This is a genomic window from Sphaerisporangium corydalis, assembly GCF_025506355.1.
GTDB classification, from domain to species: domain Bacteria; phylum Actinomycetota; class Actinomycetes; order Streptosporangiales; family Streptosporangiaceae; genus Sphaerisporangium; species Sphaerisporangium corydalis.
In genome coordinates this window covers 46,088-67,705 of sequence record NZ_JANZYP010000014.1, presented here as the reverse complement: position 1 = coordinate 67,705, position 21,618 = coordinate 46,088, and the positions used below count along the sequence as shown (strand labels likewise).

At 71.5% G+C, this 21,618-nt stretch carries 19 protein-coding genes; 1 reads left to right on the top strand and 18 read right to left on the bottom strand.

The genetic code is table 11. The annotated features are described in order from the left end of the window. The first annotated feature begins 85 nt into the window (after positions 1–85). On the top strand, positions 86–1,663 hold the full coding sequence (locus NYZ98_RS12755) for a phenylacetate--CoA ligase family protein (protein WP_262842871.1): 1,578 nt from the start codon (positions 86–88) through the stop codon (positions 1,661–1,663). On the opposite strand, the gene NYZ98_RS12750 is transcribed toward NYZ98_RS12755, so the two are convergent. From NYZ98_RS12750 to NYZ98_RS12665, 18 genes are all read right to left on the bottom strand, one after another. Beyond that, a complete protein-coding gene (locus NYZ98_RS12750; RefSeq protein WP_262842869.1) occupies positions 1,656–2,006 on the bottom strand; it encodes a hypothetical protein in 351 nt (116 codons plus the stop codon). The genes NYZ98_RS12755 and NYZ98_RS12750 overlap by 8 nt on opposite strands. Positions 2,007–2,050: 44 nt before the next feature. Continuing rightward, positions 2,051–2,539, bottom strand: a complete 489-nt coding sequence (locus NYZ98_RS12745) for a hypothetical protein (protein WP_262842868.1) — start codon at positions 2,537–2,539, stop codon at positions 2,051–2,053. Between the two features lie 5 nt (positions 2,540–2,544). Beyond that, positions 2,545–3,939 carry a DUF3696 domain-containing protein gene (locus NYZ98_RS12740; protein WP_262842867.1) on the bottom strand — a complete coding sequence of 465 codons (1,395 nt, stop codon included), beginning with the start codon at positions 3,937–3,939 and terminating at the stop codon, positions 2,545–2,547. Positions 3,940–5,142: 1,203 nt separating this feature from the next. Then, positions 5,143–6,585, bottom strand: coding sequence for an RsmB/NOP family class I SAM-dependent RNA methyltransferase (locus tag NYZ98_RS12735; RefSeq protein ID WP_380707681.1), 1,443 nt, complete (start codon positions 6,583–6,585; stop codon positions 5,143–5,145). A gap of 17 nt (positions 6,586–6,602) precedes the next feature. Then, positions 6,603–7,556, bottom strand: a complete 954-nt coding sequence (gene fmt, locus NYZ98_RS12730) for a methionyl-tRNA formyltransferase (RefSeq protein WP_262842865.1) — start codon at positions 7,554–7,556, stop codon at positions 6,603–6,605. Between the two features lie 4 nt (positions 7,557–7,560). After that, the gene (gene def, locus NYZ98_RS12725) at positions 7,561–8,109 is read right to left on the bottom strand and encodes a peptide deformylase (protein ID WP_262842864.1); all 549 of its coding nucleotides are present in this window, start codon (positions 8,107–8,109) and stop codon (positions 7,561–7,563) included. A 105-nt stretch (positions 8,110–8,214) separates the two neighbouring features. Next, positions 8,215–9,576, bottom strand: coding sequence for a hypothetical protein (locus NYZ98_RS12720; protein WP_262842863.1), 1,362 nt, complete (start codon positions 9,574–9,576; stop codon positions 8,215–8,217). Positions 9,577–9,639: 63 nt separating this feature from the next. Further along, positions 9,640–11,370, bottom strand: coding sequence for a hypothetical protein (locus NYZ98_RS12715; RefSeq protein ID WP_262842861.1), 1,731 nt, complete (start codon positions 11,368–11,370; stop codon positions 9,640–9,642). A 50-nt stretch (positions 11,371–11,420) separates the two neighbouring features. Continuing rightward, positions 11,421–13,970, bottom strand: a complete 2,550-nt coding sequence (locus tag NYZ98_RS12710; protein ID WP_262842860.1) for a primosomal protein N' — start codon at positions 13,968–13,970, stop codon at positions 11,421–11,423. A 253-nt stretch (positions 13,971–14,223) separates the two neighbouring features. Further along, a complete protein-coding gene (metK, locus tag NYZ98_RS12705; RefSeq protein WP_262842859.1) occupies positions 14,224–15,417 on the bottom strand; it encodes a methionine adenosyltransferase in 1,194 nt (397 codons plus the stop codon). A 133-nt stretch (positions 15,418–15,550) separates the two neighbouring features. Beyond that, positions 15,551–15,919: a hypothetical protein gene (locus tag NYZ98_RS12700; RefSeq protein WP_262842858.1), complete on the bottom strand. Its 369-nt coding sequence runs from the start codon at positions 15,917–15,919 to the stop codon at positions 15,551–15,553. Positions 15,920–16,087: 168 nt separating this feature from the next. Then, positions 16,088–17,308 carry a bifunctional phosphopantothenoylcysteine decarboxylase/phosphopantothenate--cysteine ligase CoaBC gene (gene coaBC, locus NYZ98_RS12695; RefSeq protein WP_262842857.1) on the bottom strand — a complete coding sequence of 407 codons (1,221 nt, stop codon included), beginning with the start codon at positions 17,306–17,308 and terminating at the stop codon, positions 16,088–16,090. Positions 17,309–17,331: 23 nt separating this feature from the next. Then, positions 17,332–17,595 carry a DNA-directed RNA polymerase subunit omega gene (rpoZ, locus tag NYZ98_RS12690; protein WP_203982740.1) on the bottom strand — a complete coding sequence of 88 codons (264 nt, stop codon included), beginning with the start codon at positions 17,593–17,595 and terminating at the stop codon, positions 17,332–17,334. Between the two features lie 98 nt (positions 17,596–17,693). Further along, positions 17,694–18,257 (bottom strand): guanylate kinase, encoded by a 564-nt coding sequence (gmk, locus tag NYZ98_RS12685; RefSeq protein ID WP_262842856.1) that lies wholly within the window; start codon positions 18,255–18,257, stop codon positions 17,694–17,696. 151 nt (positions 18,258–18,408) lie between these two features. Then, the gene (mihF, locus tag NYZ98_RS12680) at positions 18,409–18,732 is read right to left on the bottom strand and encodes an integration host factor, actinobacterial type (protein WP_262842855.1); all 324 of its coding nucleotides are present in this window, start codon (positions 18,730–18,732) and stop codon (positions 18,409–18,411) included. A 343-nt stretch (positions 18,733–19,075) separates the two neighbouring features. After that, a complete protein-coding gene (pyrF, locus tag NYZ98_RS12675; protein ID WP_262842854.1) occupies positions 19,076–19,774 on the bottom strand; it encodes an orotidine-5'-phosphate decarboxylase in 699 nt (232 codons plus the stop codon). Beyond that, the gene (locus NYZ98_RS12670) at positions 19,771–20,745 is read right to left on the bottom strand and encodes a dihydroorotate dehydrogenase (protein WP_262842853.1); all 975 of its coding nucleotides are present in this window, start codon (positions 20,743–20,745) and stop codon (positions 19,771–19,773) included. The genes pyrF and NYZ98_RS12670 overlap by 4 nt, the downstream gene beginning before the upstream one ends. Then, positions 20,735–21,607, bottom strand: a complete 873-nt coding sequence (locus tag NYZ98_RS12665; RefSeq protein WP_262842990.1) for a dihydroorotate dehydrogenase electron transfer subunit — start codon at positions 21,605–21,607, stop codon at positions 20,735–20,737. The genes NYZ98_RS12670 and NYZ98_RS12665 overlap by 11 nt, the downstream gene beginning before the upstream one ends. Positions 21,608–21,618: the final 11 nt, after the last annotated feature.

Here is a 21,618-nt window from a genome sequence, read left to right as displayed (position 1 = left end):
CACTCTTTGCGATTTTGCACTCAGTGCTGTCTAATGCGGAGAGGCGGTGGGATGCCGTCGGGAGACCTGAGAGGGCGTGGGGATCATGGGCGAGAGTGTCCTTGGGCTGTGGCGCGACATCCGCCGGGCCAGAAGCGGGGGCCCGGAGGCGATGGCGCGGCGGCGGCGCGCCCGCCTGGCCGAGCTCGTGGCGTACGCGCGGGCCCGCTCGCCCTACTACCGCGAGCTCTACCGGCACCTGCCCGATCGCGTCGAGGACCCCGCCATGCTGCCGGTCACCGGCAAGAGTGCGCTGATGCCCCGGTTCGACGACTGGGTCACCGACCGCGAGGTGACGCTGGCGAAGGCCCGGGCGTTCGTCGCGAACCCCGCGCTGGCCGGCGAGCGCTTCCTCGGGAGGTACCTGGTGGCCACCACCTCGGGCACCACCGGAAGCCCGGGGATCTTCGTGATGGACGACCGGGCGGTCGCCGTGAGCCTCGTCCTCGCCTTCCGGATGAGACTCTCCTGGCTCGGCGCCGACGGCGTCGCCAGGGTCCTCGCCCGTGGCGGGCGGATCGCCGAGGTGGTCGTGACCGGCGGCCACTCCATGGGGCGCGCCGGCGCCACCCGCCTCGGCCCGGTCGGCCGAGCGGTGAGGATCTTCTCGGTGCACATGCCCCTGCCGGAGCTGGTCGCCGAGCTCAACCGGTTCCGCCCGGCGATCCTCCTCGGCTACGGCAGCATGATCGCGCTACTGGCCACCGAGCAGACGGCCGGCCGGCTGCGCATCGACCCCGTACTGGTGGACCCGGGCGGCGAAACCCTGACCGAAAACGACCGCACCCAGATCAGCACGGCCTTCAGCCCCAACCTCCACACCCCGCACGACGCCGTGGTCCGCACCCCACACGACGCCAACCTCCACTCCCCGTACGACGGCAAGCTCCGCACCCCGTACGACGGCAAGCTCCGCTCCTCTTACGACGCTATGGTCCGCACCCCGTTCGGCGCCAAGGTCCACACCCCATCCGGCGCCAAGGTCCGCACCGCTTACGGCGCCAAGGTCCGCACCGCTTACGGCGCCACCGAGTGCACCTTCATCGGCGACGGCTGCGCGCACGGGTGGTACCACGTCAACGGCGACTGGGTCATCGCCGAGCCGGTCGACGCCGACCACCGCCCCGTCCCGCCGGGCGAGCCCTCGCACACCGTCCTGCTGACCAACCTCGCCAACCGCGTGCAACCGATCCTGCGCTACGACCTCGGCGACGGCGTCCTGACCCGGCCCGACCCCTGCCCGTGCGGCGACCCGCTGCCCGCGATCCGGGTCCAGGGCCGCGCCGCCGACCTGCTCGCCTTCCCCACCGCCTCCGGCGACCCCACCGTCCTCGCCCCCCTCCAGTTCGCCACCCTCCTCGACCGCATCCCCGGAATCGAACAGTTCCAGCTACTCCAAACCACCCCGTCGACCCTCCGCGTACGCCTGACGCTCGCGGCCGACGCCACCCCTGACCACGTCTGGCAGACGGTCCGAACCGACCTCACACGCCTGCTCACCACCCACGGCCTCCCCGGCGTCACCCTCGAACGCGCGGAAGAACCCCCACAACGCTCCCCCGGCGGCAAACACCGCACAATCGTCCCCCTGCCTCCCGGCCCGTTCCCGCCCGACGTCAAGTGACGGGCTCGGCCAGAAGCCATTCCAGGGTGAACTCACCATCGCGAGCCACCCCGTCCACGAACACCTGCCACTCCGCCCTCGTATACGCGACGACCCCAGAGCCCGTATCGAGCGCCACAGTGACGCGAATCCCGTCGAAACCAACGACAAGACCACCACCGTACGAACGCCGCACCCCCAGCCTGCCCAGCGCCAACTCCCCCGCCCGCACCTCCGCCAGAAACCTGAGCCACCCCTCCACCGAAGCCTCGATCACCGACCCCAGCAACGGCGGATCATTCGAGTTACGCACCCACACGGCACCCCCCTCGAAACAAGCCTCCACAGTTGCTCTGGGCACCACTCCGCTGGCTCCTCCGGCATGCCGACGTTGCACTGTCTTTCCATCTATCTACGTCTTAAGTTTGGACATAATTCAATAACTTCGATTTCACATTTAGCTAATTTCTCAGCCGCCTCGCGCCAATCAGAATCAGAGCTGTTCACGATTACAGACTGCCGCCGATCAGCGATGACGGTGGCAACGAATTTGTGGTCGGATCGGTCGAAACCAGACAGCATATCCGGCACCTCCGCGAAAGAGCCGTCTTCTTTTTGATGGATCTCCACTTTTTGAACCCTTCGGGGATCGGCCTGTGTTTGGTGCAAGTGAAGGAAGAATCGATCTCCCGCTCCCGGTTGCCCTCTGAAAGAACAGTATTTTCGGTACTCATCGAAAATGAGCCAGGAGGAGTCGAGGACAATAACTGCATTCTTCTCGCCGTACGAAAGGAACTCCGTCGCAGCTATAACACACTCAGTTGATGAATGACTCGATTTGCCATTCGCAACGATCAGGACATTTGAGTCCACGACCGCGCGCGCAGGATAGTTCACTCTGATTACTCTCGGATTGCTCGCTTGCGTGCAGCAATATTCATTGCCGCAGCCTCTTGAAAACTATTTCCGAAAAAATCGTCAGGCCAGTTCGTGATGTTACCGAAGAGATCCATATCAAGACGGCTGATTGACGATGCTTTCTCTTGCGCCTCGCAGAAATACAGTCGACAGTCCTCCGGTTCCAGCACGATGCCCTGGCCGACACTTCTTTCTGCGATTCTCCTTTGAAGTCGCATCAAGAGATGCTCGGAATGGCTCTCCAGTACAACCTGAATATTTCGCACCTTCGCCGCTTCGATGATCACATCAGCGAGCCCTGTTTGTACGGCAGGGTGCAGGTGAATTTCCGGCTGCTCTAGCAAAACCGTTGAACCCTCGGGTGCATACGCCAGCAGGACCAGTACGGGAAGCACCTGGCTGACCCCGAATCCGACATCTGTCAGCAGCACCGATGTGCTGGCTTCTGACCTCTGGACTTGAACTCGATATAGGGTCTTTCGGTCATCGACCGCTTCTACCCTGAAGGAGTGAATCAGCCCCAGGTCTTTAAGCCACATGGCCACATGCTCTTCCACGGAGTAAAGTTTCGTCCGCCTCTTCCCGTCCTTTCTGATAGCGAATCCCCGAGCATTTCTCTTGGTATCGGATTGCGAGGCGATCAGTGCCTCAATCGCAAGCTCACCTCGTTGGCCAACATCGACCGGCCTCCCTCCCGACCAGATGTACTGCCTCTCGGGATCTTGTCGAAGTGGCCCTAGATAGAAGATCCGACTACAAAGCTTTTCGAACTGAAGCTCGAGATCGGAAAGAAATGCCGCATTCTGATAGTACGCGCGAGCTTGATCAGGAAAGCTGTAGAATTTTCCTGGAGGAGGCAAGGGCCATGGCCGCCCTATAACACGCCTAAAAGTGAATCCGTCCGCATCCAGGCTGTACTCATCTTTAGATCCCCGCTGGCGGGTCAGGGCGAACCAAAGGTCACCCATGCCGTAGCCGACCTGCTGAACCACCGGTGTGGCGCGCATTGCCCGCACTTCGGCGGAGAGTCGCAAATCCCGACTTGAGGCTATTACCTCACGCTTTTTGGTTTCTGTGTTTGCTATCTCAAACGGTTTGTCCTCTTGCCAGGACAGATCAATGCCGACCGTTCGATCGAATTCATGACTGAATATAATATCACTGAACGTCCCGAGGCTGACCAGTGATGCAGGGCCCCCCAAGTCAAATACGCGCCCCCGGTCGGACGACTCCGCTGTTTGCTTCAGGAGTAGCAGGCTCTGAAGAAAGCTAGTCTTACCGGATGAGTTGCTACCAAAGAATGCGGTGATCGGCCCAAATTCGACCGGTCCGCTATCTTCCCAAGCTTTGAAATTCTGAAGTCTCAGCTTCGTTATCATCTTTTTCCTACGGATCGCTTTCTGCGTGACTTAACCCTAGTAGAGGTCATGCGCCGACGTCAGCTGGTCCACGTGCAAACCTTGTGCGGATTGAACCGACCTACACCATCGATTCGCCGGCGCCGAGGGCGGGCCGCATCGCGGCGCCGGGGTTGGGATCCCCGCACGCGAGAGCTGGCAGCGATGGGGCCCGTGTCGTCAGCTCGACGTTGAGGTAAGGGATGGCGAAGGGTCACTCCCCCATGTTCCATCTTTCGTGAGTTTGACCGAAAGCCTGGATCGACAGTCTGCCGAACGTCTACTTACTTCAAGTCCCCACCCTTCTGACCTATCTCGCAACCCGTATGAAATCACACTAAGCGACACATCACCGAGTAAATAAGCACGGATGAGCCGTGAGTCAGTTGACGATCAGTCTCTGCTTGGCACAGATCCCTGAGTTGAGCGTTACGTACCACCATCCGGGCGGCCGTGCCTGGCGATAGCGAACGCAGGGGCGACTCACTGGGGCTTCCACCGCGCCGCCGGAACACCAGCGCGTCAAAGTTCCACCTCACTGAACCCGCCGAACCCAGCCTGAACCCCCGACCCGTGAACCCCCACTTCCCAGCCGGAGCCTTCCACCTCTCCCGTTCCGTTCATGGCCCCATCTCACGCAATGTGCGGGCGGTCTTCACCGCCTGGCGTGAAGCGGTCTGCCACCGCCCGACGTACAGCACCGCTGGACTATGCCGCGCCATCGTCTCAGTGACAGCTGGCTTCATCCAGGCCCGGCAGTCCATGACCACTACCGACTCCCCCAAGCTGGACGAGGTCATCCTTCGGCTCGACGCCATTCAACGGCGCCTGACCACCACAAGCATCTAGAACAGCCACCGGCGGCCCGCCTGCGGGATGGTCGCCAGTGGGAAGCGGAGGGTCGCTCATAGAAGACTGCGCCGAAGGCACCTTTTCAATATCGGCAGGTCAGAGGCATCGCGCGATCGGGAGCCGGAGCCGGCGGGCTGAACAAGGTCATCTCCGACTCGACGTCATCGAACGGCGGGCGTCTCACTGCCACGAGCCTCTGAGACAGGCACCGGCGGCCCGCCTGCGGGACGAACCGCCAGTGGGAGGCGGAGGGTCGCCAAAAAGGACTGCGCCGAAGGCACCTTTTCGGCGGTAGGCGGGAATGCCGCTTCCCCTGCGTGAGGCGGTGGGGGGTCAGGGGGTTTTGCGGAGGAGGGCTAGGAACATGGCGTCGGTGTTGTGGAGGTGTGGCCAGAACTGGGCGTACGGGCCGTCGCCGAGGTGGTCGACCTCCTCCAGGTAGTCGGGAGCGATCAGGACCTCGGCGTCGCTCCTGCGCTTCACCACGTCCCCCACCACCGCCTGGGTCTCGGCCAGGTGCGGCGAGCAGGTGACGTAGGCGACCACCCCGCCGGGGCGGGTGGCGTCCAGCGCGGAGCCGAGCAGGCGGCGCTGGAGCGCGGCCAACTCGGGCACGCTCTCCGGGGAACGCCGCCACCGCGCCTCGGGGCGGCGGCGCAGGGCGCCGAGACCCGTGCAGGGGGCGTCCACCAGGACCCGGTCGAACACCGAGGGGCGCCAGGCGGGCTCGGTGCCGTCCGCCGTGATGACCCCGGCGCGCCGGGTCGCCCGCCAGACCAGCCGGGCGCGGTGGAACCGCTGGTCGGCGGCCAGGAGGTGGCGGTCGTCCTGGACGGCGAGCGAGTCGAGCAGGCCCGCCTTGCCGCCCGGACCGGCGCACATGTCCAGCCACAGCCGGTCGGAGCCCTCGACGGGCACCCGCGTCAGGGCGAGGGCGACGAGCTGGCTGGCCTCGTCCTGGACGGCCGCGCGGCCCTGGCCGACCGCCTCGACGGACGAGGGGTCGCCGTCGGGGAGGTAGGCGGCGTAAGGCGAGTAGCGGGCGGGGACGGCGCCGGAGTCGGCGAGCTCGCCGACGGTGCTGCGGCCCGGCCAGGCGACCAGGGTGACGGCGGGCCGCTCGTTGTCGGCGGCCAGCAGCGCCTCGGCGTCCTCGAAGCGGCCGCCGACGGCGTCGCGGAGCGCCGAGACGATCCACCTCGGGTGGCTGTGCGCGACGGCGAGGTGGCCGACGGGGTCGTCCTTCGGGTCGGGCGCCACGATGGGCAGCCACTGGCCGAGGTCGCGGGTGGCGACCTTGCGCAGGATCGCGTTGGCGAACTTGGACGCGCCGGTGCCGATGCGCAGCCGCACCAGGTCGACGGTCGCGCTCACGGCGGCGTGCGGGGGCACCCGGGTCCGCAGGAGCTGGTGGACGCCGATGCGGATGGCGTCCAGCAGCGGCGGGTCGATGTCCTCGGGCGGCCGGTCGCTGCACGCGGCGATGATCTCGTCGTAGGTGCCGAGGCCGCGCAGGGTGCCGTAGGCGAGCTCGGTCGCCAGCGCGGCGTCCCGCCCGGACAGGCCCCGCTCGCGCAGCAGCGTCGGCATCAGGAGGTTGGCGTAGGCGTCGCGTTCGTCCACGGCCCGCAGCAGGTCGTAGGCGACGTTGCGCGCCTCGTCCCGCACCGGCTTCGGCCGCTTCCCGCCCGCGCGGCCCCCGCCCGTGGGCCGGTCCGCCTGTTTGTCCCCCCGTGTCACGATTCCCCCGTACTCACGCCTGCCCGATGTGGTCATGTCCGATGATGGGCGGTTCAGTCGAACCGGTCGCCGGGGGCGATGCGGGCACCCCGCGCCCACTCGCCGGCGGTCATCTGGCGCTTGCCCTCCGGCTGGACGTCGCCGAGCCGCACCGGATGGCTCGCGGTGCCCACCAGGACGACGTTCTTGGTGGCCACGATCTCGCCGGGCGCGGGGGTGGCCGCGCCCGGGACGGCGTCCGCGGCGGCGGGCACCGGTGTCACCGGGCCGAGCTTGACCCGCTGCCCCCGGAACCGGGCCCAGGCGCCCGGGGCGGGCGTGCAGGCGCGGACCAGCCGGTCGACGCGCATCGCGGGCGCCGTCCAGTCGACCCGGGCGTCGGTCACGTCCAGTTTGGCGGCGTAGCTGACGCCCTCGCCCGGCGGCTGCGGGCGGGCCTCCAGTTTGCCGTCCTCCACCCCGTCGAGCGTCGCCAGCAGCAGCCCCGCGCCGGCCTCGGCCAGGCGGGCCAGCAGCTCGCCGCTGGTGTCGGCGGGCCGGATCTCCTCGGTCACCACCCCGTACACCGGGCCGGCGTCGAGCTCCTTGACGATCTGGAACGTCGCCGCGCCGGTGATCGCGTCGCCGTGCAGGACGGCGTGCTGCACGGGGGCGGCGCCCCGCCAGGCGGGCAGCAGCGAGAAGTGCAGGTTGATCCAGCCGAACCGGGGCACGTCCAGGGCCCGCTGCGGCAGCATCGCCCCGTACGCCACCACCGGGCAGCAGTCGGGGTCGATGGCCCTGAGCCGGTCGAGGAACTCCGGGTCACCGGCCTTGGCCGGCCGGAGCACCTCGATGCCCTCGGACTCGGCCAGGTCGGCGACCGGGCTCGAATGGACCCGGCGCCCGCGCCCCGACTGGGCGTCCGGCCGGGTCACCACGGCCGCCACCTCGTGCCGGGGCGAGCCGAGCAGCGCCCGGAGCGAGGGCAGGGCGGTTTCCGGGGTTCCGGCGAAGACGAGACGCACGACGCTAGAGGGCCTTCCCTTGAGTGACGTGCGGCGAGAGCTTGACCGTGGGGGCCGACAGGCCGCTCCACTCGGCCTCGCGGATCGCCTTCATCGCCAGTTTGCGCTGCTTGGGGTCCATGCGGTCGATGAACAGCACGCCGTCGAGGTGATCGGTCTCGTGCTGGACGCACCGGGCCAGCAGGTCGGTGCCCTCGATCGTGACGGGCTCACCGTGCATGTCGAACCCCTTGGCCACGGCCCGGATCGCGCGCGGCGTCGGGAAGGCCAGGCCGGGGAAGGACAGGCACCCCTCCTCGCCCTCCTCGTCGCGCTCCTCCGACAGGTCGAGGGTGGGATTGACCAGGTGACCGAGGGTGTCGTCGACGTAGTAGGTGAACACGCGCAGGCCGACGCCGATCTGCGGCGCCGCGAGCCCGGCCCCCGGCGCGTCCACCATCGTGTCGGTGAGGTCCTTGACGAGCTTGCGCAGCTCCTTGTCGAAATCCCTGACCGGCTCCGCGGGGGTGCGCAGCACCGGATCGCCGAACAGGCGGATCGACTGAATGGCCACGGACGACTCCGTTCACATCACGAGTAAAGGTGCCTCTAGTTTATGGGCCACCGCGAACGCGTCGTTTGCCGATCGTTGCCGGTCCGTGCGGGCAACCCGCCCGCCTCAGCGCGAACGCGCCTTCATGGCGGCCTTGCGGGCGGCCTTGGCCACCGTGGCGTCCGGGTGGTGGGCGCCGAGCAGGTCCAGGACGGCGATGGCGTCGGGGTGGCTGCTGCGGCTGACGTCCTCGACGAGGCGCAGCAGCTCGTCCCCGGCCTCCAGCGCCTCGAACTCGCCCATCGCCTCCTGGGCGTCGGGGATGTGCAGCAGGGTGGCCAGGGTGTCGACGGCCAGCCAGGTGCCGTCGTCCTCGGACAGGGCGGGGGCGTCCAGGTCGCGCACGCCGAGCCAGACCGCCGCGTGCCGCCACATCGTCGGCTCGGCCAGGGCCTCGCGCATGGCGGGCTCGGCCTCCGGGCCCATCTCCTCCAGGACCGTGCCGATCACCCCGCGCTGGCCGGCGGTGCCGGAGGCGGCGACCTTGATCAGCTCGCGGGCGGCGTCCTCGGGCACGCGGCACTCCACCCACAGGGTCGGGGCGCTGGACGGCGCCTCGCCGGTGAGCATCGCGTCGACCAGTTCGGCGGCGCTCAGCTCGGCGAACCCGGCGACCTCCGAGAGCAGCGGCGCGTCATGGCCCTCGCGCAGCAGGTCCTGCCGTACGGCCCACACCCCGAGCGGGGTCAGGCGGACGCTGTCGGCCGTGCGCTCGAACAGCCCGCAGTAGCGCAGCAGATCCAGGGCGACGTCGAGCTCGCCGGGCAGCTCCTCGCGCAGCCGGCGCATCTCGGGGGCCCGCGCCTCGCAGCCGATCTCGTGGGCCTGGAGCATGCCCTCGACCAGGGCGGAGTAGGTGATGCCGTCGCTGGTGGCGTAGATGGTGGCCAGCATCTCGGTGAGGTGCTCGTCGGCGACGGCCGAGCCGGTCAGGCCGTCCTCGGTGCGGTCGAGCACGTCCATGACCACGCCGTCCCAGAACTCCATCAGGTCGGGCGGCAGGCCGGGCCCGGCGGCGGCGCCGGCGCGGGTGACGCGCAGCAGGCCGCTGTTGACGGCGACGATCCACACCAGGCGCAGCCGTTCGCCGTCCAGGCCGAGCTCGGCGGCGGCGGCGAGGGCGTCGGCGGGGTGGAGCAGGCCCTCCATGGTCACCTCGCGGGCACCGGTCCAGGCGGCCAGCCGCAGGGCGTCGCTCACGAGCGGGACGGCGCGGACCGCCTCGGCGAGCTCGTCGGAGGACGCGACCTCGACCGGCGGGAAGCTCAGCACCTCGCTCTCGCACTCGCCGCAGTCGCACTCGTCGCTTCCGCCCGCCATCTCGGAGAGCAGCGCCTCCCGCTCCTCGCCGGACACGCTTCCCAGCTCGTCGATGAGGCTGCGCAGCTCTCCAAGATCGAAGACGCCACCGTTCCCGCTGTTGGCCATTCAGGCAACTTACTCCACACCAGCCACAGCCGATGACGGACTTCCGACGTTGACCAAGACCGCTCAGTGAATGCCGCGCGAGCGGGCCTTGAACGCCGCCTTGCGCGCGGCCTTGGCGAGGTCGCGGTCGGGAAGATGACGGCCGAGGAGGTCCAGCACCTCGGCGACGTCGGGGTGGTCCACCTGCCACATCTCCTCGATGACGTGGGCGGGAGGCCCCGCGCCCGCCAGCGTCTCGGCGAACTCCCCGGGGTCGGTCCCGGCGGCGGGGACCGCCAGCGCGAGCATGTCGACGCTCGCCCACAGGACCTCTCCGGGGCTCAGGGCGGGCGCCTCCAGGCCCCGCCCGGCGAGCCAGTGGACGACGTGCGGGCGAAGCTCAGGATCGTCCAGGAACGGCCGTACGGCCCCGGCCGCCTCGGCCCCGAACCGGTCGACGATCGTCACGGCCACCCCCCGCGCCACCGCCGGCTCCCCCCGCACGGCCGACAGCAGATCGGAGGCGGCCTCCGCCTGGGTGCGGCGTTCCAGCCACGAGGCGATGTCCGGCTCGGCCTGCTCGGCGGGCATGCCCTCCAGCAGCCCCGCGATCAGCTCGGCGGCGCCGCCGTCGGCGAGGCCGGGGGCGACGGGCGCGGGCAGGCCCATGCGGGAGAACATCTCGCGCATCCCCCACAGGCCCTGCGCCGTCAGCCGGACGGTGTCCCCGCGCCGCTCGACGGTGCCGCACCGGGCGAGCGCGGCGAGGGCCGCGTCGAGGCGGCCGGGGTCCTCGCCGCCGTCGTCCCCGTCCAGGTCGAGCTCCAGGCCGTCCTCGGGGCCGCCGTCGTCGTCCGGCGGGGCGCCGTCGAGGTGCTCGCGCAGCGCCTGGACGGCCATGGGGCCCCGCAGCCGGTACAGCGACTCGTGGACCGTGTACAGCTCGCGGTCGAGCTTGGGCCAGCCGGTGACCTCGGCGGCCGGGCCGCCGGTGAGGAACGTCACCGTGCCCGCCCACAGGTCGAGCACCTCCTCGTCGCCCCGGGCGTCCAGCGGCACCAGGCCCGGGGCGCGCACGGACGCGCCCGACACCTCCGCCAGCTCGACGGCGACCACCAGCTCCCAGGCCAGGGCCGGGGCGGCGAGGCCGAGCTCGCGGGTGACGCGGGCCGCGTCCCTGACTCGCAGGGTCCCGCGGACCGTCGGGGTGCGCCCGCCCTCCAGCATCCACGCGAGCAGGGCGTGGGCGTCGCGGAGCAGGCCGGACCCGCGGACGGCGCGCGCGATCGCCTGGGGCGCGGCGGGCCGCACGGGGGGCAGCGGCGAGCAGCCGGGGCAGCCGCACTCGTCGTCGGCGGTGACGCCGCGCAGCCGCCGGCCCTGGTGGTCGGTGACGGGGCCCGGCGCGTCGGCGTCGGCGCCCATCGCGCCGAAGATGCTCTTGGCCATGCCGAACTTGGAGGTGTCGGCGAGGGCGCCGGGCATCTCGGGGGCGATGTCGTCGATCTTCGACCGCATGCGGGTGGCCATCTTGGCGCCGATCTCACCGCTGTCGAGCAGGAAGTCGACCAGCGTGCGGGCCGCCGCGACGGTCTCGGCCGCGCTCTCGGGCGGAGCGATGACCTTGCGGGGGTAGATGTCGAGCAGGAGCTGCTCGAACGTGCCGGGCGTGAAGTCGGACAGCTCGCCGACGTCCAGATAGTCGCTGGCGTAGTCGCACAGGAGCCGCACCTCGTCGACGTCCACCGCGACATCCTTCGAGCGCCCCCACGCCCGGATCTCCTCGATGGCCCCGTTCACCCATTCGATCGACACAGGGAGAAACTAACGGCTTACTTTCAGCACCGCGAATCGGCGACGTGCGGTCAGATCAGATCGATCGGATCCATACACACCCGGACCAGGTCGGGAGCCTTACGCGCGGACCTCACTCCCATGGCCCCCTTGAGCGCCCTCGCGAGGGCTCCGCCCGCCCCGCGCGGCACCCGGATCATGAGCCGTTCCCCGGCCTCCCCCGGCTCGCCGCGCGGCGTGTCGAGCGGGACGGGGCCGAGGACCTGTGCGCCCTCGGGCAGCCGGAGATCGGCGGCCATCTCCCGTACCCCGGCGGCCGAACCGGTCAGGGTGGCCATGCGGACGGCCGGGGGGAAGCCGAGGGTGGCCCGCTCGGCCAGCTCGCGCTCGGCGTGGGTCACCGGGTCCCACCGCAGGAGCGCCTGGACGGCCGGGACCGAGGAGTCGGCGAGGACGACCAGCTCGGCGGCGGGGCGGAGCAGCGCGGCCGCGTTCATCCACCGGCGCAGGGTCTCCTCGGCGGCGCGCAGGTCGGGGCGGCCGAGCTGGGCCCAGCCGTCCAGGAGCACGGCCGCCGCGTACCCGCCCTCGGCGACCGGCTCCGCGCCCGGGGTGGCCACCACCAGCGCGGCGGCGGGGCCCACCGTCGCCAGGACGCCGTCGCGGCCCGAGGTCCGCACCTTGACGGAGGGGAAGGCCCGGCCGAGCTCCTCGGCGGTGCGCCGGGCGCCGACCACGACGGCCCGCATCCGGTCACCGCCGCACGCGGGGCAGCGCCACATGCCCGCGATCCGCCCGCACCACCGGCAGTACGGCGCCGCGTGGCCACTGCGCAACGCCAGCGGCCCCCCGCACAACGGACCCCCGTCCCCGCGCGGAGAGTCCGCCCGCCCCGGGACCCCGGATGACCCGGATGACCCGGACGAGCCGGACGAGCCGGACGACGCGGGCGGGCTTGCGGGGCCGGTGGCCGGGAACGTGCCGGAGCGGGACGCGCCGGGCGGGAAGAGCGTGGGGCGGGAGCGCTCGGGCGGCGCGGGCGGCGGGGCGGGGAGGATGGCCGGGGTCTGGACGCAGCGGGCCGGGGCGCGGCAGTGCTGGCAGGCGAGGGCGGGCAGGTAGCCGCGCCGGGGGACCTGGACCAGGACCGGGCCGCTCAGAAGGCCCTGCTTGAGCGCCGCCCAGGCCACGCTCGGCAGGCGGGCCGCGCGGGCCGCCTGGTCCCGGGCGAGGTCGGCGTCGTCCCCGGCGGGCCGCACGCGGGGCGCGTACCGCCTGAGCGTCTCCCGGGACGCGCCGATCGGCCGGGCCCAGCCCGTGGCGACGAGCTGCGTCGCCTCGGCCGTGCGGGCGTGGCCGGCGATCAGCATGGCGGCGCCGGTCAGGTGGGCGCGCAGGGCCAGGACCTCGCGCGCGTGGGGGTAGGGGGCCAGGCGCTCGGCGTGCAGGTCGTCGCCGTCGTCCCAGATCACGACGAGCCCGAGCCCGGACACGGGGGCGAACGCGGCGGCGCGGGTGCCCACGGCCACCCGCACCTCGCCGCGCAGCACCTTCAGCCATCGGCGGTACCGCTCGGCGGGGCCGAGGTCGGCGGTCAGCGCGACGTGCCCGCCCTCCCCGAGGACGCGCCGCAGCGCCGCGTCGAGCATCGCCACGTCCTTGCCGTCCGGCACCACGACCACGGCCCCCCTCCCGCCGCGCCGGACCGCCGCCACCGCCTCGGCCACCCCCTCGGCCCACCCCGGCCCCCCGGCCCCTCCGGCACCCGGCCCTCCGGTCGCGGGGACTGGCGGTGGTATGCCGGGCAGGGCGGTCCATACGGCGCGGGGGGCCCGGCCCTCCGCGAGGGCGGCGAGGAACGAGGGGCCGTTCGCGTACTCCCCCCAGACCCCCGCGGGCACCGGCGCAGAGACCCCTGGGCCGTCCGTGGGACCGCCCTCAGGGTCGTCGGACAGGCCGGGTTCCTCGGGGTCGGCGCCGTTGCCCGGGTCGGTCTCGGCGGGCCCGGAGCCGCCTTCAGGGGTCGCGGGGGCGGCGGTGGCACCCTCGGGGTCCGCCGGGCCGGCCGAGGTGCCCTCGGAGGGTTTCGCGCTCGTCTCGGGGCCGGGGGCGGGCTGAGGGCGTTCGGCCTCGACCTTGGCGTGGCGGGGCGGGACGGCGAGGCGCAGGACGTCGGACATGGTGCCGGCGTAGCGGTCGGCCACGGCCCGGCAGAGCTCGGCGATGCGCGGGGTGAGCACCGCCTCGGGAGAGATCACCCGCTCCAGGCCGATGAGCTTGCCCTCGTGCTCGCTGGTGCCGGCCCGTTCGAGCAGGAACCCGCTGACGAGCTTGCCCGCGAAACGCACCCGCACCCGGCACCCCGGAACGGCGTCCGCGGCCATGGCCTCGGGCACGAGGTAGTCGAACGGCCGGTCCAGGTGCGGCAGCGGGTTGTCCACCAGGACGCGCGCGACGGGCAGCACCTCGGCCGGCACCAGCGCCCCCTTGGCGGGCCGCTCCTCCTTGGCCGACTCCGGAGCGTCGCCGGAGGTGGGGGGGCCGGGGGGCGGTGCGGAGCCGGTCGTGGCGACGGGGCGGGGTGCCGCTCTGACGTCGTCGGGTCGGCTCGGTTGGGTCACGTTCAGGTCCTACCAGACGCCGCCGGTGGGACCGTAATCGAATCGCGGGCCCCGGAGATCCTCGGACGACCACCGGGCGGACGGTCGTGGACGCGCCGAACGGCAGTCCGGAGTGCGTGGACATACCGGGCGGACGGTCGTGGACATGCCGAACGGCCGTCCGGAGGGCGTGGACACACCGGGCGGACGGTCGCGGACATGCCGAACGGCCGTCCGGTGGGCGTGGACCCGCCGGGCGGCCGTTCGGGGATGATCAGAGGCCGGCGGCCTGGCGGAGCTGGTCGGCGCGGTCGGTGCGCTCCCAGGAGAAGTCGGGGTCCTCACGGCCGAAGTGGCCGTAGGCGGCGGTGGCCGAGTAGATCGGGCGGAGCAGGTCCAGGTCGCGGATGATCGCGGCGGGCCGCAGGTCGAACACAGCCAGGATCGCCTCCTGGATCTTCTCGACCGCCACCTTCTCGGTGCCGAAGGTCTCCACGAACACCCCGACCGGCTGCGCCTTGCCGATGGCGTACGCCACCTGCACCTCGGCGCGGTCGGCCAGCCCGGCGGCCACCACGTTCTTGGCGACCCACCGCATGGCGTACGCGGCCGAGCGGTCCACCTTGGAGGGGTCCTTGCCGGAGAACGCGCCGCCACCGTGCCGGGCCATGCCGCCGTAGGTGTCCACGATGATCTTCCGCCCGGTCAGCCCGGCGTCGCCCATGGGGCCGCCGATCTCGAACCGGCCGGTCGGGTTCACCAGGAGGCGGTAGCCCTCGGTGTCGATGTCGAGCGCGGCGAGCACCGGGTCGACGACGTGTTCCTTGATGTCGGGGGCCAGCATCTCCTTGAGGTCGATCTCGGGAGCGTGCTGGGTGGAGACGACGACGGTGTCCAGGCGGACGGGCCGGTCGCCGTCGTACTCGATGGTGACCTGGGTCTTGCCGTCGGGGCGCAGGTAGGGGACGGTGCCGTTCTTGCGCACCTCCGCCAGGCGCCGGGCCATGCGGTGCGCGAGGGTGATCGGCAGCGGCATGAGCTCGGGGGTCTCGCGGCAGGCGTAGCCGAACATGAGGCCCTGGTCGCCGGCGCCCTGGCGGTCGAGCTCGTCGCCGCCCTCGTCCACGCGGTGCTCGTAGGCGTCGTCGACGCCCTGGGCGATGTCGGGCGACTGCGCCCCGATGGACACCGACACGCCGCACGAGGCGCCGTCGAAGCCCTTGTGGGAGGCGTCGTACCCGATCTCGAGGATCTTCTCCCGGATGACGCCCGGGATGTCGATGTAGGTCTCCGTGGTCACCTCACCGGCGACGTGGACCTGACCGGTCGTGATCATGGTCTCGACCGCGACGCGGCTGGTGGCGTCGTCCTTGAGCATGGCGTCGAGGATCGCGTCACTGATCTGGTCGGCGATCTTGTCCGGGTGGCCCTCGGTAACCGACTCGGAAGTGAACAGGCGGCGGGACAACTCAGTGGCTCCTCATGCAGCGGCTGCTGACGTCGTGGGCTTTGGCGTGAGACGGCCAAAGCGCTCCGCAGAGTCTAGCCCTACCTGAGGCGGCGCCGCTCAACCGTCTTGACGGGTGGTCGTGGCCGACGGCCTAGAGATCGGGAAGCGGATCCCTGGGCAGGTCACCGGGGGTGAACTCCTCGGCGTCCGCCGCCGCGACGACGGCGGCGTACTCGTCGTCGACCTCGAAGACCGTACCACCCAGTTCGATCGTGGGCCCGTCTCCGGGCTCCAGCGGGCCGAGGCGGGTCTGGCGCGGGTACGTCGCCCACACCGCGGCGGGCTCGAAGCGGCTGAACACCTTGGTGGCCAGGACGGTGACGGACCGGTCGGTGACCACGACCATGTAGTTGACGGCGTCGCCCGAGCCGGCCAGCGAGACGGGGAAGACGTACTGGATGTCCTCGCCGGGGGCCAGCAGGGCCCGGCAGCGTCCTCTGATGGCGGCGGTCACCGGCATTTTTTCGGCCCTCCCGCTACAGCGTCCTCCTGGAGTATCCGCCGGGGAGGCGCCGTCATCAAGCGCCCCGCGCCCCCCATCGCGCGGAAGACGCCCCGATCACGCGCGCCCGGCCCCGTCCACCCGCCGCAGGGGGCCGCCGGCGCGGTGGCCGGGTCCCGGACAGGGTCAGCCGAGGCGGGCGGCGACCAGGTCCCAGACGACGTCGGCGAGGTCGTCCTTCGGGCCGCGCGGGACCTCGACGGGGTCGCCGCCCGCCACCAGCACGACGGCGGCGTTGTCGGGCGTGCCGAAGGCGAGGTTCTCGCCGACCTGGTTGACGACGAGCAGGTCGCACCCCTTGCGGGCCAGTTTGGCCCGCCCGTTGGCGAGGATGTCGTCGGTCTCGGCGGCGAACCCGGCGATCACCTCGGGCGCGGGCCCGCGCCCCTCCCGCCGCCGGTCGCACAGCTCGGCGAGGATGTCGGGGTTCTTGGTGAGGTGGATGGGCTCGGGCTCGGCCGACGTCTTCTTGATCTTGGAGTCGCCGCGCGCGGCGGGCCGGAAGTCGGCGACGGCGGCCGCCATGACCACCGCGTCGGCGGTCCCGGCCGCCGAGAGCACGGCGGCCCGCAGGTCGGCGGTGGACTCCACCCGGACCACGGTCGCCCCGGCGGGATCGGGCAGGGCGACGTTGGCGGCGACCAGGGTGACCTCGGCGCCGCGGGCCACGGCCGTGCGGGCCAGGGCGTACCCCTGGAGCCCGGAGGAGCGGTTGCCGATGAAGCGGACCGGGTCGATCGCCTCGCGGGTGCCGCCGGCGGAGACCACGACGCGGCGGCCGGCGAGGTCGCGGGGGCGCCCGGCGAGGACGCGGCGGCAGACCTCGAAGATCTGCTGGGGGTCGGGCAGCCGCCCGGGGCCGGTGTCGGCGCCGGTCAGCCGGCCCACGGCGGGGTCGACGACCAGCGTCCCGCGCTCGCGCAGCGTCGCCACGTTCGCCCGGGTCGCGGGGTGCTCCCACATCTCGGTGTGCATGGCGGGCGCCAGGACGACGGGGCAGCGCGCGGTCAGCAGGGTGTTGGTCAGCAGGTCGCCGGCCAGGCCGTGCGCGGCGCGGGCCAGGATGTCGGCGGTCGCGGGGGCGACCACGACCAGGTCGGCGCTCTGGCCGATGCGGACGTGCGGCACCTCGTGGACGGAGTCCCAGACCTCGCTCGTCACCGGGTTGCCGGACAGGGCGGCCCAGGTCGGCTCGCCGACGAAGCGCAGCGCGTCGCGGGTGGGGACCACCCGGACGTCGTGCCCGGACTCGGTGAACAGCCGCAGGAGCTCACAGGCCTTGTACGCGGCGATGCCCGCGCCGACGCCGAGAACGACTCTCGGCCTGGCACGGGCCTGGCTCGTCATGACGGTCTCCGGACGGAGCCGGCTCAGCCCTCGATCGGCTCGGAGGTGAGCAGGCCCTCGGAGACCTCGCGCAGCGCGATGGACAGCGGCTTCTCCTGGGCGTGGGTCTCCACCAGGGGGCCCACGTACTCGAGGAGGCCCTCGCCGAGCTGGGAGTAGTAGGCGTTGATCTGGCGGGCGCGCTTGGCACCCATGATGACCAGGCTGTACTTGCTGTCGACGACCTCGAGGAGCTGGTCGATCGGCGGGTTGGTGATGCCTTCGGCAACCGGGGCAGTGCCTGCCACGTCGTCGGCCTCTCAGTCGGATGTCGAGTGTTCGGTCTTGGCCTCGAAGGATACCAAGGGAAGCGGGCGGGGCCGACGGAGCCGGTCCTGGCCGATCTTCACCGCATCAAGGCTATCAGCCGGCCGCACACTTCGCTGACGGCCGTGTTGACCAGGGACAGGTCGAACTCCTTCTCGGCGGCCAGCTCGACGCGGCCCGCGGCCAGGCGGCGCGCTATGACGTCCTCGGGCTCGGTGCCACGGCCGCGCAGGCGGCTCTCCAGTTCCTCCCAGCTCGGCGGGGCCAGGAAGACCAGCAGGGCCTCGGGCATGGTCTCGCGCACCTGCCTGGCGCCCTGGAGGTCGATCTCCAGCAGCGTCGGCACGCCTCCGGCGAGCTTGCGCTCCACGGGCACCCGGGGGGTCCCGTACCGGTTGCCGGCGAACTCCGCCCATTCGAGCAGGTCCCCGGCGGCGATCATCCGGTCGAACTCGCCGTCGCCGACGAAGAAGTACTCGACGCCGTGCGTCTCGCCCGGACGGGGTGCCCTGGTGGTCACCGAGACCGACAGCCACACCTCAGGGTGGGACCGCCGAAGCTCGGCGACGACCGTGGACTTGCCCACGCCCGACGGCCCGGAGAGGACCGTCAGGCGCTTTCCCGTCGGTCCGGAGGAGGCCATGGCCACCTCCGGACTCCCGGATGGAGGCACGGAGTCACCGGCAGCTGTCCCAGACCTCCCGAAAACGGGCGCCTCGTGGGCTCCGCCCTCTTCGGGCCAGGACGTACCGGTCACTCCACACCCCCCGTTGACTTGCCGATGCGAGCCGAGATCAGCTCTCGGCACCGCCGAACTCGCGCTCCAGTGCGGCGCGCTGGTTCGCGCCGAGGCCCCGTACGCGACGGGACTCGGCGATACCGAGCCGCTCCATGAGCTGCTTGGCGCGGACCTTGCCCACGCCGGGGAGCGACTCCAAAAGTGCCGACACCTTCATCTTGCCGATGACGTCGTCGGCCTGACCACTTTTCAGCACCTCAGCCAGAGAAACCGCGCCGTGCTTCAGCCGGTTCTTGACCTCGGCACGCTCCTTGCGGGCCTTGGCAGCCTTCTCCAGGGCTGCGGCGCGCTGCTCGGGGGTCAGGGGAGGAAGAGCCACGCCGGGTCACCTCGAATTTCTGTCGATGTACTCGGACGGGAGGGGAAACTAGCTGGTCTTGGGCCTTCAAGCAACGTCAAGACCAGTTTCTCCCCCCACAAATTCCATTTCATCACTCTGCGTGTTCGCGATATCGCATTGCGTCGACAAAACGCGCCTGTACAGGCCCCTCATGGGCTAGTCACAGCGGCGGGGAGCGGGCCCGGACGGGCTAGTCCGCGCCCCGCCTCGCGGGCCCTGTCCGGACGCGCGGCGGCGCCCGGCGAAACGGCAGGAAACGCCCCGCGGATCACCCGCGAACGCCCCTCGGATCACCCGCGAACGCCCCGCGGACCGCCCCGGGTCAGCCGGAGGCGACCCGGCGGATGGCCGCGGCGATGGCCGCGGCGGCCGCCCCGGGGTCGGCCGAGCCCGTGATGGGCCGTCCGATCACGAGAAGATCGGCCCCATCGGCGATCGCGCGCTCAGGAGTCGCTACTCTTGCCTGATCCTGGGTGCCGGAACCGGCGGGCCGGACCCCGGGAGTGATCAGGGTGATGCCGGGCCCGACCTCGGCGCGCACCGCGGCGACCTCGCGGGGCGAGCAGACCAGGGCCTGGGCGCCCGCGCCGACGGCCTCGACCGCCAGACGGCGCACGGCGTCCCCCGAGGGTCCCCTGACCCCGATGCGCTCCAGATCGTCCTCTGACAGCGACGTCAGCGCCGTCACGGCGGCGATGCAGGTGTTCGGTGCCGAGTCCACGGCGGCCTGGATCATGGTGCGCCCCCCGGCCGCGTGGACGGTCAGGATGGCGGGCTTGAGCCGGGCGACCGCCTTGGCGGCGCCGGCGACGGTGTTCGGGATGTCGTGGAGCTTCAGGTCCAGGAAGACCTGAACGCCCGTGGCGCCGCGTACCGAGGCGATCACGTCGGGGCCGTAGCGCAGGTAGAGTTCGAGGCCGACCTTCACGGTGCTCACGTGCGGAGTGACCAGGGCCGCCCAGCGGGCCGCCGTCTCCAGATCGGGTGCGTCCAGGGCGACGGCGATGGGTGCGGACGTCACAGAGAGCTCTCCTCCAGGTCGATTCGGTGCCGGGGTCCTGCCCCGGGTGGCCGGTGGGCCAGCCCCACGGCGTCGGCGAGGCGTTCGAAGCCGCGCTCTTTGAGCAGGTCTTCGAGCTCACGCAGGATCCGCAGGCAGGCGTAGGGGTCGTGGAACAGCGCGGTGCCCACGGCGACGACGCAGGCGCCCGCGAGTATCAGTTCCAGGGCGTCGCGGCCGGTCAGGACGCCGCCCATGCCGACCAGGGGCACTCCGGGCAGCGCGGCGTGCACCTGCCACAGGCAGCGCACGGCCAGCGGCCGGATTGCGGGCCCCGAGAGCCCGCCGGTGCCGGCCGCGAGCGAGGGGCGCATGGTGTCGACGTCGATGCTCATGCCCAGCGGCGTGTTGATCATGGCGAGCGCGTCGGCGCCGCCGTCGACGCACGCGCGGGCGACCGCGACGATGTCGGCCACGTCGGGGGCGAGCTTGGCCACCACCGGGACGTCGTAGCGCATCGTGGTCCGCACCGCGGCGACCACCTCGGCCGAGGCGGCGGGGTCGCGGGCGAACACGCGCCCGAGGTCCTCGACGTTCGGGCAGGACAGGTTGACCTCGATGGCGGCCACGCCCGGCGCGTCGGCCAGCCTGCGGGCGAGCGCGGTGTACTCGGCGACGCTGCCGCCGGCGATCGACACCACCGCGCGCGCCCCGCGCTCGACCAGGCGGGGCAGTTCGAGCTCGAGGAAGGCGTCCACGCCCGGCCCCTGGAGCCCCACGGCGTTCAGCATGCCGGAGGGGGTCTCGGCCATCCGGGGGGTGGGCCGCCCGGCCCTCGGGGCCATGGTGATCGACCGGGTGACGAGGGCGCCGAGGCGGGCGAGGTCGAAGAACTGCGCGAGTTCGGCGCCGGAGGCGGCGCACCCGGCGGCCGTGGTGATCGGGTTGGCCAGTTCGACGTGCGCGAGGTACGTCCGCATGTCAACTGACATGTCGGGTGTGAGCACCTCCCTCCTGGGCTCGTCCCCCGGGTGCTCCGAGGGCGTCGAAGGGGATCGTGCCGATGTCCTCGAACCGCACCCGCTCGCCGCGGAAGACCGGCCCCTCCACGCAGGATCGAACCATGCGGGTGACCCCGTCGTCCCCGAGGACCGGCAGGACGCACGTCATGCACACGCCGTACCCGCAGGCCATCGACTCCTCGACCGACACCTGCACCGGGATGTCGAACTCGACGGCGACGGCGGTGACGCCGCGCAGCATCGGCATCGGCCCGGACGCGTAGACCACGTCGGCCCGCGCGTCGGCGATCACCGAGGGCAGCACGTCGGTGACGCGCCCGCGCAGCCCGAGCGAGCCGTCCTCGGTGGTCAGCGTCGTGGTCTCCCCCATGCGCCGGGCGCGCAGCGCGCCGAAGACGCGGTCGGCCGAGGCGGCGCCGAGCACGAAGTCCACCCGGCACCCGCGCTGCTGCAGCGTGTCGGCCAGGGAGAACAGCGACGCCGAGCCGTACTCCCCGCCGACCAGCACGCACGCGCAAGGGTCGCGCGGCACCGGGAACGGGCGGCCGAGCGGGCCGACCAGGTCGAGGCTGTCGCGGGCCTTGCGCTCGGCCAGCCAGGACGTGCCGGCGCCGCGCACCGAGAAGACCAGCTCGACGGTGCCGCCGTAGTCGGGCTTGACGTCGTGGACGGAGAAGGCGCGGCGGGTGGGCATGGAGGTGCGCGGCCCGCCGACGGCCACGGAGACGAAGTGCCCGGGCCGGAAGCGCTCGGCGATGCCGGGCGCCACCACGGTCAGCGCGTGGTAGGCGTCCACGCGGCGCGTGGTCAGCACCGTGCCCGTCACCTGCACCGGAGTAACGG